Genomic DNA, 16173 nt, shown 5'->3' on the forward strand with positions numbered 1-16173 from the left:
GGTTTGATCTTTCGAGCCGACCGGGATCATGGTGCAAGCGATTGCGCACCGCGCCTCATCTTTCCTTCAATTCATCATTGCCCAAAGGACGCGAAACATGTGCGCCGAGACCACTGATTACAAAGACACCCTGAACCTGCCGCAGACCGATTTTCCGATGCGCGCGGGCCTGCCCAAACGCGAACCCGACTGGCTGGCGCGTTGGGCGCAGATCGGGGTTTACGAAAAATTGCGCGCCAAGGCCGAAGGGCGCAAACCCTTTACCCTGCATGACGGCCCGCCCTATGCGAACGGCAATCTGCATATCGGCCACGCGCTGAACAAGATCCTGAAAGACATGGTCGTGCGCAGCCAGCAGATGATGGGCCGTGATGCCCGCTATGTGCCGGGCTGGGATTGTCATGGGCTGCCCATCGAATGGAAGATCGAAGAGAAATATCGTGCCAAGGGACAGGACAAGGATGCCGTTGATATCGTCGATTTCCGGCAGGAATGTCGTAAATTCGCCGAAGGCTGGGTCGATATCCAGCGCGAAGAATTCAAGCGCCTCGGCATCACCGGCAATTGGGATGATCCTTATCTGACCATGGCCTTTCACGCCGAACGGGTGATCGCCGAGGAATTCCAGAAGTTCCTGATGAACGGCACGCTGTATCAGGGCTCCAAGCCCGTGATGTGGTCGCCGGTGGAAAAGACCGCATTGGCCGAGGCCGAGGTGGAATATCATGACCGCCAGACCGATGCGATCTGGGTCAAGTTTCCCATCGTCTCTGCCGCCTCGGAAGAACGCGACAATATGGCTGCCCTCGCTTATGAGGAAGAAATGCCCGACGCCCGGCAGGCGATCATGCAGGCCGGACTAAACCGCGAGGCGCAGTTGCTCGCCGCCCAGGTCGTGATCTGGACCACGACACCCTGGACCATCCCGCAAAACCGCGCGATCTGTTTTGGGCCCGGCATCGCCTATGGCCTTTACGAGGTGACAGGCGTGCCTGACGAAAGCTGGGCAAAGACCGGCGATACTTATTTGCTGGCTGATGCGCTTGCCGCCGATGCGCTTGCCGCCGCGCGGCTGGATGACACCATGTTCCGCCGCATCCGCGATATCCAGATCGACGAGTTGGAATCGATTGTCTGTGCCCACCCCCTGCGCGGGACCGATGGTGGTAATGCCGAATGGGATTTCGACGTGCCGCTGTTGCCCGGCGATCATGTGACAGATGGTGCAGGTACCGGATTTGTCCATACTGCCCCCAGCCATGGCGACGACGACTATGCCATCGGGGTCAAACATGGCCTGCCGATGACCTATAATATCCTCGACGACAGCTCTTACCGCGCCGATCTGCCATTCTTTGGCGGTGAAGCCATCCTGAAGCCCAATGGCAAACCGGGCGGCGCCAACAAGGTGGTGATCGAGAAACTGAAAGATGTTGCAGCGCTGATTGCGACCAGACGCATCACGATCTCGGACGCGCATAGCTGGCGGTCCAAGGCCCCGGTCATCCGCCTGAACCGCCCGCAATGGTTTGCTGCCATCGACAAACCCGTGGGCGACGGCAACGACACCTATGGTACCACCATCCGTGAACGTGCGTTGCGATCCATCGATGAGCTGGTGACATGGACCCCCAAGACAGGCCGCAACCGGCTTTATTCGATGATCGAGGCGCGGCCAGACTGGGTTCTGTCCCGGCAGCGCGCCTGGGGCGTCCCGCTGACCTGTTTCACCAAAAAAGGCGCACAGCCGGGTGATCCTGATTTCCTGCTGCGCGATGCCGACGTCAATGCCCGCGTGCTGGAGGCATTCGAGGCGGAAGGCGCTGATGCGTGGTACAAAGACGGGGCCAAGAATCGTTTCCTGGCCGACATCGTGGACCCCGACGCCTATGATCAGGTGTTCGACATTCTGGACGTCTGGTTCGATTCCGGCTCGACGCACGCTTTCGTGCTGCGCGACCGTGCTGATGGATCAACCGACGGCATGGCTGATCTGTATCTGGAAGGCACTGACCAGCATCGCGGCTGGTTCCATTCCTCGATGTTGCAATCCTGTGGTACCAAGGGCCACGCGCCTTACCGGGGCGTGCTGACGCATGGCTTTACCTTGGATCAGAAGGGCATGAAAATGTCCAAATCCATCGGCAACACCATCGCGCCCGAAAAGGTCGTGCAGCAATATGGCGCCGATATCCTGCGGCTTTGGGTGGCGCAGTCGGATTATACCGCCGATCTGCGGATCGGGGATGAGATCCTTAAAGGTGTCGCCGACAGCTATCGCCGCTTGCGCAACACGATGCGGTATATGCTGGGGTCGTTGGCTGATTTCTCTGAATCCGACCGCACCGCCCCCGCCGACATGCCCGAACTGGAACGTTGGGTGCTGCACCGTCTGGCCGAACTCGACGTCACCGTGCGCGAAGGTTACGCAGCATATGATTTTCAGGGCGTGTTCCAAGCGGTCTTTACCTTCGCCACGGTCGATCTGTCGGCCTTCTATTTCGACGTGCGCAAGGACGCGCTCTATTGTGATGGCGATACCGCGCGCAGGCGCGCTGCGCGCACCGTGCTCGATATCCTGTTTCACCGGATCACACGCTGGCTCGCGCCGATGCTGTGTTTCACAATGGAAGAGGTCTGGCTGGAACGCTTCCCCGGCGACGAAAGCTCGATCCATCTGGAAGACTTTGCCGCAACGCCCGACGATTGGCGCGACGATACGCTGGCCGCAAAATGGGCCACAGTGCGCCGCGCGCGCCGTGTCGTGACCGGCGCGCTGGAGGTTGAACGCACCGCCAAGGTGATCGGAGCCTCACTGGAGGCGGCCCCTACGGTCTATGTCACCCCAGAGGTGGCAAAGGTGCTGGAAACTACCGCCTTTGCCGATCTGTGCATCACATCGGGCATTACGATCAGCACCGATGCCGCGCCAGCGGATGTCTTCAGGCTCGACGATGTGGCAGATATCGCGGTGGTTTTCGGTCGCGCTGATGGTGAAAAATGCCAGCGCTGCTGGAAAATCCTGCCCGATGTCGGCACCCATGCGCACCCCGGCGTCTGCGGGCGCTGTGATGCGGCCCTGACCTGAAATGCAAGAGGGCGGCCATTGGCCGCCCTTTTCGCAATGTCCGAATCTGTAATTCCTGCCGGAGGCTATAACGCTCTATCCTCAACCATCCTTGCCATACATGATCTGCTGGGCAATTCCCGCAAACAGCAGGTAAAGCGACGTCGCAACCAACCCCAGATGCGCCCAGCTTTGCGAATGGAAATCTACCCAAGATGCCCAACCTGCAAACAACGTCCAGCCCAGTGCCATCGGCAATGTGATCATCCGCCAGCGCTTGGTACGCACTGGATGCACGAACTTCAGCGGCACGAACATCGCGATCGCCAGCGATGACACCAACACCAACGAAATCCAAAAATTCGGCTCCAGCGCGAAGATCACCAGCACCAGCATATTCCAGCAGCCCGGAAAGCCAGAGAAGGAATAGTCCTTGGTCTTCATCCGGGTATCGGCAAAATACAAAGCCGAGGCAAAGGTGATCACGATGATCGCCATCCACCCGGTCCAGCCCGGCAACAGTCCCGATTTGAACAGCGCATAGGCAGGAACGAAGACATAGGTCAGGTAGTCAATGATCAGGTCCAGCAGCACGCCATCAAACTCTGACGCGTTCTTCTTGACGTCATAGCGTCGCGCCAGTGGACCGTCGATGCCATCGACAAAGAACGCGATCACCAGCCACAAGAACATCAGGTCCCATTTTTGCTCGACCGCCGCCAGCATCGCCAGCATCGCAAAAACGGCACCTGTGGCGGTGAGAAAGTGAATGGAAAGGGCCTTGGCACGTAAATTCATTAAACCGTCATATCCAATTTCAGCGCTGGGGCAACGTCAAATTCAGGATTTGGGATGGGCGCGATCATAGACCGCCATCAACTGCGCGGTATCGACTGCCGTATAGGCCTGTGTCGTGGACAGTGACGCATGGCCCAGCAATTCCTGAATGCTGCGCAAGTCGCCCCCCGCCGCCATCAGATGGGTGGCAAAGGAATGGCGCAGCGCATGTGGCGTGGCCGTGGCAGGCAGGCCCAGTTGCAAGCGCGCCTGTTCCACAACCTTCTGAATTGCCCGCGGGGCAAGCGGGCCGCCCCTGACCGCGCGAAACAGCGACGCATCCGGTGTAATCTCATAAGGGCACAGGCGGATGTAACCTGCGACCGCTTCGCGCGCGATACCCAGCACCGGCACGACCCGTTCCTTGCCGCCCTTGCCGGTGATGCGCAGCACCGCGGGCAGGGGCGCATCGGACCCTTTCAGCGACAATGCCTCTGATATTCGCAAGCCACAGCCGTAAAGCAGGGTGATCACCGCCGCGTCACGGGCCGCAACCCAAGGGTCGCGCGCCTGCAATGCCACCTGATCGATCATGTCACTGGCCGCAGGCGCACTCAGCGGGCGGGGCAGCTTGGCCTGAAACCGGGGCGCGCGGGTCGATAGCACGGAGGTCGGTTCGAATCCTTCACGCACGGCCAGCCAGCGATAGAACGACTTGACCGCCGACAGCGACCGCGCCAGCGACCGGGCCGCCACCCCGCGCCCGCGTTCATGCGCCATCCAGGCACGCATGTCGCCGACGCTGATACGGGCAAGGGGGGCCAGCCCCTGCGATTCGCCAACGTGCTGTGTAATGAATGCCATGAAGCCCAGCAGATCGGCCTGATAAGCTCTGATCGTATTGGGCGCGGCCCCCGCAAGCGCGCGTTCATGGTCAAGCCATTGATCGAGCGTATGGGTCAATGCAGGCGCGATGCCTGTCATCAACCCAACCAGCGGCGCAGTACACGTTCCAGCACGCCGGTAAAGAAAGCCAGCAGGTCGGTGCCTTGGGTCTGCGAAAACTGCTGCGCCGTTTCGCTGCCCATGACCAGCATCGCGGGTCTGCGATCCGGACCAAGATCCAGCTTCAGGCAGGCTTCTGACTGGATATAGGGCGCGCGGTCGCCAAACAGGCTGGCACCCACATTGGTGAATTTGCGCAAGGTGACCTGACGGGCGGGCATGTTGCGGCCCAGTGTGATGTAATCGGCGACAAAACCCGTCGGCACGACAACGATTGCCGGGTCCATTTCGGCATGCGCCGCCGGGTCATCGGTTTCCAGCGCGAGCCTGACCGCGTCCACACGCAGGATATCGGCAACCTCGCCTGTGAGATCAGCCAGAAATTGGGCAAAATTGCCCGCATCCATCATCCGCAGGATCGCGCGGTGGACCTGATTGGTGCCCGCCAGATTGTCATAGGCGGCGGCGATGACATTGCGGTGGGTATCTTCCAGCCGGTCAAACCGCGCCTCCAGCCGCTCCATTGCGATGGCGCGCAGATCGACGATATTGCTGCCTTTGGCATCGTCATTGGCCCCCACGAGGGCGCGCATCAGATCGGGGTCATCAAGAAGAAAATCAGGGTTTGCGATGATCTTCGCACGAAGATCATCAGCGAGTGCTGTGTTTGTCATTGGCCTGCTCTGCTTTTGTTTTAACGCAAGCTAGCAGGTCCGTTCAGACAATGCCGCAACTTTTTGAACGCCGCAGGCATGCCGTGGCGTTTTTGCCAAGGCGCGGTGTCAGATGGGCCATGACCCACCTGACACGGAACAGATTAAAGGATCTTGATACCGGCTTTTTCCACATCGGCCATGAACCCGGCCAGACCTTTGTCGGTCAACATGTGGTTGGCCATCGCCTTGATCACTGCGGGCGGTGCTGTTGCCACATCCGCGCCGATCTTGGCGCAATCGGACATATGGTTCGCCGTCCGGATCGACGCTGCCAGAATCTGCGTGCCGAACCCGTAATTGTCATAAATCGTGCGGATGTCCTCGATCAGCGCCAGCCCATCAAGGTTCAGGTCATCCAGCCGCCCGATGAAAGGGCTGATGAAGGTCGCACCCGCCTTGGCCGCCAGCAGCGCCTGATTGGCCGAAAAGCACAGGGTCACATTGACCATGATACCGTCATCCGACAGCGTCTTGCAGGTCTTCAGGCCGGCCCATGTCAGCGGCACCTTGACGGCGATATTGTCGGCGATCTTGGCCAGCTTGCGCCCTTCGGCCAGCATGGTTTCGGCGTCCAGCGCGACGACCTCGGCTGAGACCGGGCCTGCGACCATGTCGCAGATTTCCTTTGTCACTTCGAGAATGTTGCGGCCGGACTTGGCGATCAGGGATGGGTTTGTTGTCACCCCGTCCACCATGCCAAGATCATGCAGTTCCCTGATCTGGTCGATATCGGCTGTGTCTACGAAAAACTTCATAACTTCCCTCCGGGGATGGGTTGGTGTTTGCTGTCCCAGCGTTTACCTGACCACAGGCAGGGCGTGAACCCTCAAAAGGCGGTTATGACAGACAGCTATTTTCATCAGGGCGATCTGGTCGGTGTGCTGACCACGCAACCGCTTGACCGGGTGCTGGACTACAAAGCGCCGGAAGGCGGCTGCCATCTGGGGGCCTTTGTCGAGGTGCCTTTGGGCCCGCGCAAAGTGTTGGGCGTTGTCTGGGGCCAGGGCAAGGGCGATTATGACCTTGCCAAGATCCGGTCTGTCCACCGGGTGCTGGACCTTGCACCGATGCGTGATGAAATGCGCGATTTTCTGATGCGTGCCGCTGACTATACGCTGACACCGTTGCCCGCGATGCTGCGCCTTGGCACCCGCGCGCCGGGGTTGGGCGATGCGCCGTCGATGCGCAAGGTCTACCGGCTAGGCGGGCGCGACCCCGACCGCAAGACCGCCGCGCGCGACAAGGTACTGGGCGTGTTGCGCGATTACGGCGGGCTGGCCTTTACTTTGCGCGAATTGGCCGAGGCGGCGGATGTCGGCCCGTCTGTGGTCAAAGGTTTGGTTGCGCAAGGGGCGGTGATTGAGCAAGACGCCCCTCGCGACACGCCCTATCCGCGCCTTGACCCCGATCATGGCGGTAAAACGCTCAGCCCCGATCAGGCGGCAGGGGCAGATGCCCTGCGCGCAGCGCTGCGCAAGGATGGCTATGGCACCACCTTGCTGAAAGGCGTGACCGGCTCCGGCAAGACGGAAGTTTACCTAGAGGCTGTCGCGGAATGTCTGCGCATGGGCAGACAGGCGCTGGTTTTGCTGCCTGAAATCGCGCTGTCGGGCGAATTCATCGAACGGGTCGAGGCGCGCTTTGGCCGCAAGCCCGCCGAATGGCATTCTGGCGTGACGATGACCGAACGCCGTCGCTGCTGGCGGATGGTAGGGCAGGGCGATGCGCAACTGATCGTCGGTGCGCGTTCGGCGCTTTTTCTGCCATTCCAGAACCTTGGGCTGATTGTCGTCGATGAAGAACACGACACATCCTACAAACAAGAAGACGGCGTACTCTACAACGCGCGTGATATGGCGGTGCTGCGCGCGGCTCTGTGCGGGGCGCAGGTGGTGCTGGCCTCGGCGACGCCTAGCCTTGAAAGCTGGGCAAACGCGCAGGCGGGCAAATACGCGCGGCTGGACCTTACGTCGCGTTTTGGCGCAGCGGTCATGCCGCAAATGGCCGCTATCGACATGCGGGTCGAGGATTTGCCTCATGGGCGCTGGGTGTCGCCCACCCTGCGCGATGCCATCGCTGACCGTCTGGAAAAGGGCGAACAATCGCTGATCTTTCTCAACCGACGCGGCTATGCACCGGTGACGCTGTGCCGGGCCTGTGGGCATCAGATCGGCTGTGACCATTGCGATGCGCGGATGGTCGAACACCGTTTCCAGAACCGGCTGATGTGCCACCAATGCGGCGAAACCAAACCGATCCCGGTGATCTGCCCATCCTGCGGTGCGTCGGATAAACTTGCCGCCGTCGGCCCCGGTGTCGAACGCATGGGCGAAGAGGTGGCAGCACTTTTCCCGGACGCGCGCATCGCCGTGCTGTCCTCGGACCTGTACGGATCGGCCCGCGCGATGAAGGCCCATATCGCCGAGATTGCGCAAGGTGGCACCGATATCATCATTGGCACACAGCTTGTTGCCAAAGGCCATAATTTCCCGCTGTTGACGCTGGTGGGCGTGATCGACGCGGATCTTGGTCTGCAGGGGTCGGACCTCCGCGCCGCGGAACGCACGTTCCAGCTGATGCGTCAGGTCGCAGGCCGGGCAGGGCGCGCGGTGACGCCCGGAGTGGCCCTGTTGCAGACCTACCAACCCGATCACCCGGTGATCCGCGCGATTCTGAACGGCGACGAAGAAAGCTTCTGGTCCGCCGAAGCACATGAACGCCGCGCAGCGGGGGTGCCACCCTATGGGCGCATGGCGGGGATCATCCTCAGCGGCCCAGATCTGAAGGCTGTTTTCGATCTGGGCAATGACATGGCCCGCCGGGACGCGCCCTTGCGCCAGATCGGTGCGCAGGTCTTTGGTCCGGCGCCGGCCCCCATCGCCCGGGTGCGCGGCAAACACCGTGTGCGCCTTCTGGTCAAGGCCGACAAATCAGCGCCGCTGCAACCCGCACTGACCCGATGGGTCGCTCAATTCCGGCTGCCCGCCAATCTGCGTCTGGCGATCGACATCGACCCGCAGAGCTTTTACTGATCCCATCGCCGGTACAGTGATACCGCTGCCGGAAGCTCCGGCGCGCGGGGGTTAGTAGCTATAGGCCTGATAAATCCGGTCAAGATCACCCGCCCAATCGCCGTGATAGTGATCCAGCAATTCATCGGCCGGTGTCTTGCCGGTCTCGACGGTTTCCTTCAATGCGTTCAGGAAGTGCGTCTCGTCCGGCACCAGCCCGCCCGCGCCGGGCAGGGCACGTGCGCGCAACCCGGATTCTGCTATTGCGACAACCTCGCGCGCGAGATCATGCATGTTGATGCCATCCACCTGTGCCTGCAACCCGTCGACCGAGGCAGCAACGCGCAATGCTTCACGCTGTTCTGCCGTCCAGTTCTTGCACAGGTCCCACGCCGCATCCAATGCGGTCTGGTCATACATCAGCCCGGTCCAGAATGCAGGCAGCGCACAAAGCCTGCGCCAAGGGCCGCCATCGGCCCCGCGCATTTCGATATATTGCTTCATTCGCGCCTCGGGGAAGACGGTGGTCAGGTGGTCCGCCCAATCCGACATCAGCGGCTTTTCACCCGGCAGCGCGGGCAGTTCACCTTTCAGAAAGTCGCGGAACGACATGCCCAAGGCGTTGATATATTTCCCGTCGCGATAGACGAAATACATCGGCACATCGAGAACCCACTGCACCCACGCCTCGAACCCGAAACCATCCTCAAAGATAAAAGGCACCATGCCGGTGCGCGCCGGATCGAGATCGCGCCAGATCCGCGCGCGCCATGATTTATGACCGTTCACCTTGCCTTCGAAGAACGGCGAATTGGCAAACAGCGCCGTCGCCACCGGCTGCAAAGCCACGCCGACGCGCATTTTCCGGACCATGTCAGCCTCTGACCCGAAATCGAGGTTCACCTGCACCGTGCAGGTCCGGCGCATCATCGCGGTGCCCATTGTGCCCACCGATTGCATATAGCTGTCCATCAGCTTGTAGCGGCCTTTGGGCATCAGCGGCATCTGATCGTGCGTCCAGACAGGGGCGGCACCCAGCCCGATGAAGCGGACACCGATGTCATCAGATACCGCTTTGACCTCTGCCAGATGGCTGTTCACCTCATCACAGGTCTGGTGGATCGTCTCCAGCGGTGCGCCCGACAGTTCCAGCGCCCCACCCGGTTCCAGGCTGACATTCGCGCCCAGCTTGGTCAGGCCGATGATCTTGCCGTCCTCTTCGACCCGGTCCCAGTTGAAACGGCTGTGCAGGGCTTCCAGCACCGCCTTGATAGAACGGTCGCCATCATAAGGCAGAGGCCGTAACGTCTCTGCGCAATAGCCGAATTTTTCATGCTCGGTGCCGATGCGCCATTGATCCTTGGGCTTGGACCCCTTGGACAGCAATTCAGCCAATTGGTCGTGATGTTCGATCGGGCCAGCGCCGGATTGGGGAATGGACATCGGGAAGGCTCCGTTCAAGAGGTCAAGTCATTATCGCTGACCTGCACCAGCGCATCTGTCAATGCAAGACAGGACGCGCACGCGACCAGACAATCACCTGCGCATCGGGTGTGCGTTCTAGCACATCCAGCACCATGGCCGTTCTGATCCCCGGCAGCGCAGCGAAGACGTCGAACAGATCATCCGCCCCGGCGGCGTTGATGGGAATGGCGATGCGCTGCCCACCGACGCCAGACAATACCCAACTTGGGTCAGGGTGGCTGGTCGGGTCCAGCGTCAGCTGCGTCAGATCGTCCACATCCATGATCCCGCCGTCCAGAGGGCCAAAATAGGCCAGTCTGCGTTCGCGCACCTGCACTACGCCGGGGCCATCGCCGTGACTGGCAAACCGCGCACGTTGCACCCCGGCGATGCCCCAGCCCAGCGCGATCACAATGCCGAGATAGCCGAGCCAGAGCGTTACCCCAGCAGCATTCAGCGCCCACCATAGGCCGAATAACCCCAGCAGTGCCGCCGCCAGCACGTCGCGCCAACGCCAGAGAAAGGCGCGCGCCTCGGGGCGGAAGAAATCAGCCATGCACCACCTGCGGTGCGTCGAACAGCGCGATACCGAACGACCCGATCCTGCCAAAGCCAATCGACTCATAGGCTTTAGCCGCCTGTGCGGAGGCCGCAAAGAGGATTGCATCGCTCACCCCATTCACTTTTGCTTGCGCCAGATGCAGCGCCACCGCCCGCCGTGCCAACCTGCGCGCGCGCAGGTTGGATGGTGTAAACACGCCGCCGATCTGCACGATGTCCGGCAACATTGCGTTGAACCCGGTCATCGCCACCGGCTGATCACCCCGGTACAGCACCCGGTGGCTATCCGCCGCCACGTAGCTGTCGATATCTTTGATCGCGGTCTTTTCCATGGCGTCACCCTGCATCTGCATCGTTTCTTGCAGATAGGCACGCCGCCAGCCCAGCACCAGATCACGCGGCGCTTCTGACAGCGGATGCAAAGTGAAACCATCCACATCCGGCATCACAGAATCGGCCAAAGTCAGGCGGTAGAGCTGTTCGGTGGCGACATGACCAGAGGCCCCTGTCAGACCCAGCAGGCGGTGCAACGCGTCAACCTGTCCCGCATCACCGAGCAGTCCGTTGATCTCGCGCCCTTGCAGAACCGTTTTCACATCTTCCCAAGGCCCTGTCGGGCAATGCGGAAAGATCATTCCCTCTTCACTGACTGCCAGCGCATCGGTGATGACATCGCCTTCCTTGCGCAGCCAAACGGTCAGTGCCCGTGGATGCCCGCCCGCCATGCCGTACCGCTGCAGGTTCGTCATCGAAAACATCGCCGTCGTGACGTGCTGGCGCAGGAAAGCCTCGATCGCGGGCTGGTCCGCCGGAATGGCGCCGATCATCCCCAATCACCCAAATGGTGCTGCCAAAGCGTCAGCGCTGCCACCGCAGCCGTATCGGCGCGCAGAATGCGCGGGCCAAGGCTGACCGCATGCGCAAAGGGCAGCGCGTGCAACTTCGCCCGTTCATTTGGTGAAAACCCGCCTTCCGGGCCGATCAGGATCGCCCAGGGGCCGGGCAATTCCGGCAGCCCGACAGGCGCGCCGATCTCGGCCTCGTCGCAGAACATCAATTGGCGATCTGTGGGCCAATGGGCCAGCAACCCGTCCAGTTTGATCAGATCATCGACCGGGGGCACGAAAGTGCCGCCGCATTGCTCTGCCGCTTCCACGCAATGAGCCTGCAGCTTGTCCTGCCTGACGCGGTTGGCGGTTTGGGTGAATTCAGACTGCACCGGGATGATCCGGGCCGCGCCCAACTCCACCGCCTTTTCGACGATAAAGGCAGTGCGTTCCCTGCGGATCGGCGCAAAGACCAGCCACAGATCTGGTGGCAGTTGCAGTTCGCCGGTCCGGGTCTGGCAGAGCAGCACGCCGTTCTTATTGCCCGCCTTCTCGACCATCGCGTCCCATTCGCCGTCGCGACTGTTGATCAGCGATATCACGTCCCCGACCGCCAGCCGCATCACCCCGAACAGGTAATGCGCCTGATCACGGTTCAGCGGAACCGATTGCCCTACCCCCAGCGGGTGATCTACATAAAGCCGGACCTTGGATGCCATGAAGCGGACCATATGACCCAAAACAGCCAGATGCCAGAGCCTGCGGGCACCGTCGCCGATGCCGTCGCGGGAAACTGGGTGGACAGATTGGCCCCTGCGCGGGCACGGCCCTATCTGCGGCTGTCGCGCGCCGACCGCCCCATCGGGACGTGGCTGTTATATCTGCCGTGCCTGTGGGCACTGGCGCTGGCGGTGCTTGCGACCGGGGCGTTCAGCCCCTTTGCAATCTGGATCATCGCAGGCTGCGGGATCGGTTCCCTTCTGATGCGTGGTGCGGGCTGTACGTGGAACGACATCACCGACCGCGATATCGACGGATCGGTGGCACGGACAAGGTCACGCCCGATTCCATCAGGACAGGTCAGCGTCAAAGGTGCTGCGATCTGGATGGCCGCACAGGCACTTGTGGCTTTCCTGATTCTGATCACCTTTCCGCCCTTTGCCATTGGATTGGGTATACTCGCGCTGCTGCCGGTGGCGATCTACCCATTCGCGAAACGGTTCACGTGGTGGCCGCAGGTGTTTCTGGGGCTGGCGTTCAACTGGGGTGCCTTGCTGGCATGGACGGCCTATACCGGGGATCTCGGCCTTGCGCCGGTGATGCTTTATCTTGCAGGCATCGCGTGGACGTTGTTTTACGACACGATCTACGCTTATCAGGATGCAGAAGACGACGCGTTGATCGGCGTGAAATCCACTGCGCGGCTGTTTGGCGACAAGGCGCGATTCTGGCTGCGCCTGTTCCTGACGCTGACGGTGGTCCTGTTCGGCGTCGCCGTCGTGCTGGCCGCTTACGACCGGTCCATCCTCTCGCTGGTCATCGCTTTGGGGGGGCCATGGGCGATGGGTTGGCACCTGACCTGGCAATTACAGCGATTTAATGCCGATGACGACGCCAGTCTGATAAGGCTTTTCAGGTCCAACCGGGATGCTGGCCTGATTCCCCTGCCGTTTTTCGCCTTGGCGTTTCTGGTGTGATTGAACACCCGGACGCATCAGCCTATTGAGGCCCCGATCTAAGGAAACGAGTAACAATGCGCCTCTCTGCGATCTTGATACGGGTTATTGCCTTCGCCGTTGCCGCCGCCGGATCGGTTGCCGCTGCGCAACTGACTGTCTCTACCGTTGAAGAACGATCAGTCGAAGCCGTGCAGGAAACGCTTGTCGAGAACGGCCATGACTGGGCAGAGGTCCTGGGCGACGGGTTGCAGGTTATCCTTGAAGGGACCGCACCGACCGAAGCGGTAAGGTTTCGCGCGATTTCTGCCGCAGGTGGCGTGGTCGATGCCAGCCGCGTCATCGACAATCTGTCCGTCGCCGATTCGGCTGATTTCACCCCACCGGATTTCAAGATCGAGATTCTGCGCAACGACAGCGGCGTGTCCCTGATCGGGTTGATTCCCGCGACAACAAACCGTGATGCGTTTGCCCGGCGGATCGCCCGGATTTCACAGGACAAACCTGTGACGGATCTTTTGGAGACCGGGGATTACCCGGTGCCGGAAACGTGGCGGGCGGCAGTCGATTTCGCGCTGGAGGCGCTGGAAATGCTGCCGCGCTCGAAAATATCGGTCAATGCGGAACGGGTCGTCGTGAACGGCATTTCCGACAGCGCGGCCGAAAAACGCCAGCTGGAGGCGGCGCTGGCGCGCGCCCGTCCGGATGGTGTGCGCCTCTTGCTGGAAATCAGTGCGCCGCGTCCGGTGATTTCGCCTTTTACCGCACGGTTTATCCTCGATGAGTTCGGACCCCGTTTTGATGCCTGCGTGGCGGATACGGATGAAACCCGCGAGATGATTATCGCCGCAGCGACTGCCGCCGGATTGGAAGGGCGGGTCAATTGCATCCTTGGGCTGGGCACGCCATCGCAGGAATGGGGACAGGCGGTGGTGCTGGCCATTGGCGCACTGACGGAACTGGGCGGCGGCACCGTGACGCTGGCCGATACCGATATCAGCCTTGTCGCCATGCCGGGCATCCAGCAACGGTTGTTCGACAATGTGGTCGGCGTGCTTGAAAACAACCTGCCAGAGGCATTCGCCGTGACGGCCGAGCTGCCCCCTCTTCCCGACACCAGTGCCGAGGCCGAAGGTCCACCGCAGTTTTCTGCCACCCGCAGCCCCGAAGGACAGGTGCAATTGCGTGGCCGGGTGCCGGATGAAATGACGAATACGGTGGCCTCCAACTTTGCCGCCGCCAAATTCGGTGCCCGCAACGTCACGATGGGAACCCGGATCGTGCAGGATCTGCCGACGGGGTGGTCCGTGCGGGTGCTGGCGGGGATCGAGGCCTTGTCAGAATTGTCCAACGGGTCTGTGGTGGTGGAGCCAGAGACGATCATGATCACAGGCCAAACCGGTAATGAAAACGCGACCGGAGAAATATCGCGCCTGATTATCGAAAAGCTGGGGCAAACCGCTGAGTTTGAACTGAACGTGACCTATGTCGAGGCGCTGGACCCGATCGCCGGTCTGCCGACGCCCGAACAATGTATTGCGCAGATCAAGACCCTGACAGAGGGTCGCAAGATCACATTTGACCCCGGCTCTGCCAGTATCACGGCGGCGGGCCAGCCGATCATCGACGATATCGCGGAAGTGCTGCGCCTGTGTGGCGATCTGCGGGTCCGCGTCGCAGGATATACAGACAGTCAGGGCCGCGAAGAAATGAACCTGCGCCTGTCGCAGGACCGGGCCGACGCCGTGCTGACCGCCCTGCGCAGCCGCCGCGTCCCTGTTTCGACCTTCGAGGCGGTGGGTTACGGTATCGCCGACCCGATCGCCGACAATGCGACAGAGGAAGGCCGCGAGGCGAACCGCCGCATCGAGTTCAGCCTCATCCAGCCCGACGAAGAGGATGGCGAAACTGACGAAACTGCGGCCGAAGACCTTGAAACCGACGAGGAAACCCCGCAAGACAGTGACGACGCACCTGAAGAGGGCTAGGCAAAGGCAAGACGTTGAACAGAACTGAATTCATCATTGCCACTGCGGTCATTCTTTTTGTGGCCTTCGCACTCGGTTGGTTCGCCAGTTGGCTCATCAACCGCTTCACGCGCGTCACCACCTCTGAGATCGGCGAGTTGGACAAGATGGCGCAGGCCCTGCACGAGGCCGAGGAAACCCGCGATCAGGCCATCACCTATCTGCAACAGCGCGAGGCAGAGATGACCAATCAGCTGACCCAGACAGAGGCCGAATTGCGCGCCGCCATGGACGGGTTGCGCGAGGCCCGCCGCGAGGCAGAAGAATTGCGTGGCTATATCGAACGCCAGCACGCGGGCTGAGGGACGCGCCCGCTGCGTAAGGTGTCGACATCAATAATACCCCGACCTATGCTTTGACCCTGCGGTTTGCCGGTTCAATGTGCCGGGAGACACCGGTTGAAAGGTCAAGATGTATATTCCGCCGCATTTCGAGGAAACCAACCCCATTGTCATCACCGCAATCCTTACAGATGCGCCGCTGGCCTGTGTCGTCGCGCAAACTGACAGCGGGCTGATCGCCAATCACCTGCCGCTTCTGCCATCGCCCAAGGGTGATCTGATTGGCCATGTCGCGCTTGCCAATGACATGCACGGACTTATCGAGGCGGATCAGGAGGTTTTGGCGATCTTTCGGCGGACCGATGCGTATGTTTCACCCAACTTCTATCCGACCAAGCAGGACCACCACCGTCATGTGCCGACCTGGAATTACGAGGTTGCACATCTTTATGGTCGGATATCTTTCCAGCATGATGATCACGCCAAGCGCGCGGCGGTCGGTCTTCTGACCCGGTCACATGAACATCGCCTGAACGGGGCTGATGCATGGCGGATGGCAGATGCGCCCAAAGATTACCTGGACCAGATGCTGGGCGGGATCGTCGCCTTTAGGATCGCCGTGACCCGGATACTGGCAAAATCAAAGATTAGCCAGAACCGCGCACCGATTGATTATGCTGGTACGGTCGCGGGGCTGGAAGCCTCCGGGCATTCTGGTATGGCCGCCCGCATGACCGCGCAGGGTGCCAAGCCGGACTGAA

14 protein-coding genes are annotated in these 16173 nt (G+C 61.0%); 6 read left to right on the top strand and 8 right to left on the bottom strand.

The window, feature by feature from the left end; translation table 11 throughout:
• The first annotated feature begins 97 nt into the window (after positions 1–97).
• Positions 98–3088 (top strand): isoleucine--tRNA ligase, encoded by a 2991-nt coding sequence (gene ileS / locus ACK4TM_RS00070; RefSeq protein ID WP_409694809.1) that lies wholly within the window; start codon positions 98–100, stop codon positions 3086–3088.
• Positions 3089–3169: 81 nt separating this feature from the next.
• Here ileS and ACK4TM_RS00075 read toward each other — a convergent pair whose 3' ends face one another.
• The 4 genes from ACK4TM_RS00075 to fsa form a co-directional block, all read right to left on the bottom strand.
• Positions 3170–3865: a CDP-alcohol phosphatidyltransferase family protein gene (locus ACK4TM_RS00075; RefSeq protein WP_409694812.1), complete on the bottom strand. Its 696-nt coding sequence runs from the start codon at positions 3863–3865 to the stop codon at positions 3170–3172.
• Between the two features lie 42 nt (positions 3866–3907).
• A complete protein-coding gene (locus tag ACK4TM_RS00080; RefSeq protein ID WP_409694815.1) occupies positions 3908–4828 on the bottom strand; it encodes a tyrosine recombinase XerC in 921 nt (306 codons plus the stop codon).
• On the bottom strand, positions 4828–5523 hold the full coding sequence (locus ACK4TM_RS00085) for a DUF484 family protein (RefSeq protein ID WP_409694818.1): 696 nt from the start codon (positions 5521–5523) through the stop codon (positions 4828–4830). The genes ACK4TM_RS00080 and ACK4TM_RS00085 overlap by 1 nt, the downstream gene beginning before the upstream one ends.
• 143 nt (positions 5524–5666) lie before the next feature.
• Positions 5667–6320 (bottom strand): fructose-6-phosphate aldolase, encoded by a 654-nt coding sequence (gene fsa, locus ACK4TM_RS00090; protein ID WP_409694821.1) that lies wholly within the window; start codon positions 6318–6320, stop codon positions 5667–5669.
• An 84-nt stretch (positions 6321–6404) separates the two neighbouring features.
• On the opposite strand from fsa, the gene ACK4TM_RS00095 reads away from it, so the two are divergent.
• A complete protein-coding gene (locus ACK4TM_RS00095) occupies positions 6405–8597 on the top strand; it encodes a primosomal protein N' (RefSeq protein WP_409694824.1) in 2193 nt (730 codons plus the stop codon).
• Positions 8598–8648: 51 nt separating this feature from the next.
• Here the strand turns inward: ACK4TM_RS00095 and ACK4TM_RS00100 are convergent, their stop codons facing one another.
• The 4 genes from ACK4TM_RS00100 to ACK4TM_RS00115 are packed head-to-tail and all read right to left on the bottom strand — an operon-like array spanning position 8649 to position 12147.
• Positions 8649–10019 carry a glutamate--cysteine ligase gene (locus ACK4TM_RS00100; RefSeq protein ID WP_409694827.1) on the bottom strand — a complete coding sequence of 457 codons (1371 nt, stop codon included), beginning with the start codon at positions 10017–10019 and terminating at the stop codon, positions 8649–8651.
• A gap of 58 nt (positions 10020–10077) precedes the next feature.
• Positions 10078–10596, bottom strand: a complete 519-nt coding sequence (locus ACK4TM_RS00105; protein ID WP_409694830.1) for a hypothetical protein — start codon at positions 10594–10596, stop codon at positions 10078–10080.
• The gene (locus ACK4TM_RS00110) at positions 10589–11428 is read right to left on the bottom strand and encodes a GNAT family N-acetyltransferase (protein WP_409694833.1); all 840 of its coding nucleotides are present in this window, start codon (positions 11426–11428) and stop codon (positions 10589–10591) included. The genes ACK4TM_RS00105 and ACK4TM_RS00110 overlap by 8 nt, the downstream gene beginning before the upstream one ends.
• Entirely contained in the window at positions 11425–12147 is a 723-nt protein-coding gene (locus ACK4TM_RS00115; RefSeq protein WP_409694836.1) for a 16S rRNA (uracil(1498)-N(3))-methyltransferase, read from the bottom strand. The genes ACK4TM_RS00110 and ACK4TM_RS00115 overlap by 4 nt, the downstream gene beginning before the upstream one ends.
• A 12-nt stretch (positions 12148–12159) precedes the next feature.
• Between ACK4TM_RS00115 and ubiA the strand changes: the two genes are divergently transcribed.
• The 4 genes from ubiA to ACK4TM_RS00135 all read left to right on the top strand — a co-directional run bounded on the left by ubiA (position 12160) and on the right by ACK4TM_RS00135 (position 16172).
• Entirely contained in the window at positions 12160–13125 is a 966-nt protein-coding gene (ubiA, locus tag ACK4TM_RS00120) for a 4-hydroxybenzoate octaprenyltransferase (RefSeq protein ID WP_409694839.1), read from the top strand.
• 56 nt (positions 13126–13181) lie between these two features.
• Positions 13182–15092, top strand: coding sequence for an OmpA family protein (locus tag ACK4TM_RS00125; protein WP_409694842.1), 1911 nt, complete (start codon positions 13182–13184; stop codon positions 15090–15092).
• Between the two features lie 14 nt (positions 15093–15106).
• A complete protein-coding gene (locus ACK4TM_RS00130) occupies positions 15107–15433 on the top strand; it encodes a hypothetical protein (protein ID WP_409694845.1) in 327 nt (108 codons plus the stop codon).
• A gap of 109 nt (positions 15434–15542) precedes the next feature.
• Positions 15543–16172, top strand: a complete 630-nt coding sequence (locus ACK4TM_RS00135; protein WP_409694848.1) for an FMN-binding negative transcriptional regulator — start codon at positions 15543–15545, stop codon at positions 16170–16172.
• Position 16173 lies beyond the last annotated feature (1 nt).

The organism is Yoonia sp. (genome assembly GCF_046292185.1).
Classification (GTDB): Bacteria; Pseudomonadota; Alphaproteobacteria; order Rhodobacterales; family Rhodobacteraceae; genus Yoonia.

What these genes read in the sequence shown, in the direction of transcription:
- ileS (WP_409694809.1), top strand. Translation starts at nt 98, where the DNA reads ATGTGCGCCGAGACCACTGATTACAAAGACACCCTGAACCTGCCGCAG.
- ACK4TM_RS00075 (WP_409694812.1), bottom strand. Translation starts at nt 3,865, where the DNA reads ATGAATTTACGTGCCAAGGCCCTTTCCATTCACTTTCTCACCGCCACA.
- ACK4TM_RS00080 (WP_409694815.1), bottom strand. Translation starts at nt 4,828, where the DNA reads ATGACAGGCATCGCGCCTGCATTGACCCATACGCTCGATCAATGGCTT.
- ACK4TM_RS00085 (WP_409694818.1), bottom strand. Translation starts at nt 5,523, where the DNA reads ATGACAAACACAGCACTCGCTGATGATCTTCGTGCGAAGATCATCGCA.
- fsa (WP_409694821.1), bottom strand. Translation starts at nt 6,320, where the DNA reads ATGAAGTTTTTCGTAGACACAGCCGATATCGACCAGATCAGGGAACTG.
- ACK4TM_RS00095 (WP_409694824.1), top strand. Translation starts at nt 6,405, where the DNA reads ATGACAGACAGCTATTTTCATCAGGGCGATCTGGTCGGTGTGCTGACC.
- ACK4TM_RS00100 (WP_409694827.1), bottom strand. Translation starts at nt 10,019, where the DNA reads ATGTCCATTCCCCAATCCGGCGCTGGCCCGATCGAACATCACGACCAA.
- ACK4TM_RS00105 (WP_409694830.1), bottom strand. Translation starts at nt 10,596, where the DNA reads ATGGCTGATTTCTTCCGCCCCGAGGCGCGCGCCTTTCTCTGGCGTTGG.
- ACK4TM_RS00110 (WP_409694833.1), bottom strand. Translation starts at nt 11,428, where the DNA reads ATGATCGGCGCCATTCCGGCGGACCAGCCCGCGATCGAGGCTTTCCTG.
- ACK4TM_RS00115 (WP_409694836.1), bottom strand. Translation starts at nt 12,147, where the DNA reads ATGGCATCCAAGGTCCGGCTTTATGTAGATCACCCGCTGGGGGTAGGG.
- ubiA (WP_409694839.1), top strand. Translation starts at nt 12,160, where the DNA reads ATGACCCAAAACAGCCAGATGCCAGAGCCTGCGGGCACCGTCGCCGAT.
- ACK4TM_RS00125 (WP_409694842.1), top strand. Translation starts at nt 13,182, where the DNA reads ATGCGCCTCTCTGCGATCTTGATACGGGTTATTGCCTTCGCCGTTGCC.
- ACK4TM_RS00135 (WP_409694848.1), top strand. Translation starts at nt 15,543, where the DNA reads ATGTATATTCCGCCGCATTTCGAGGAAACCAACCCCATTGTCATCACC.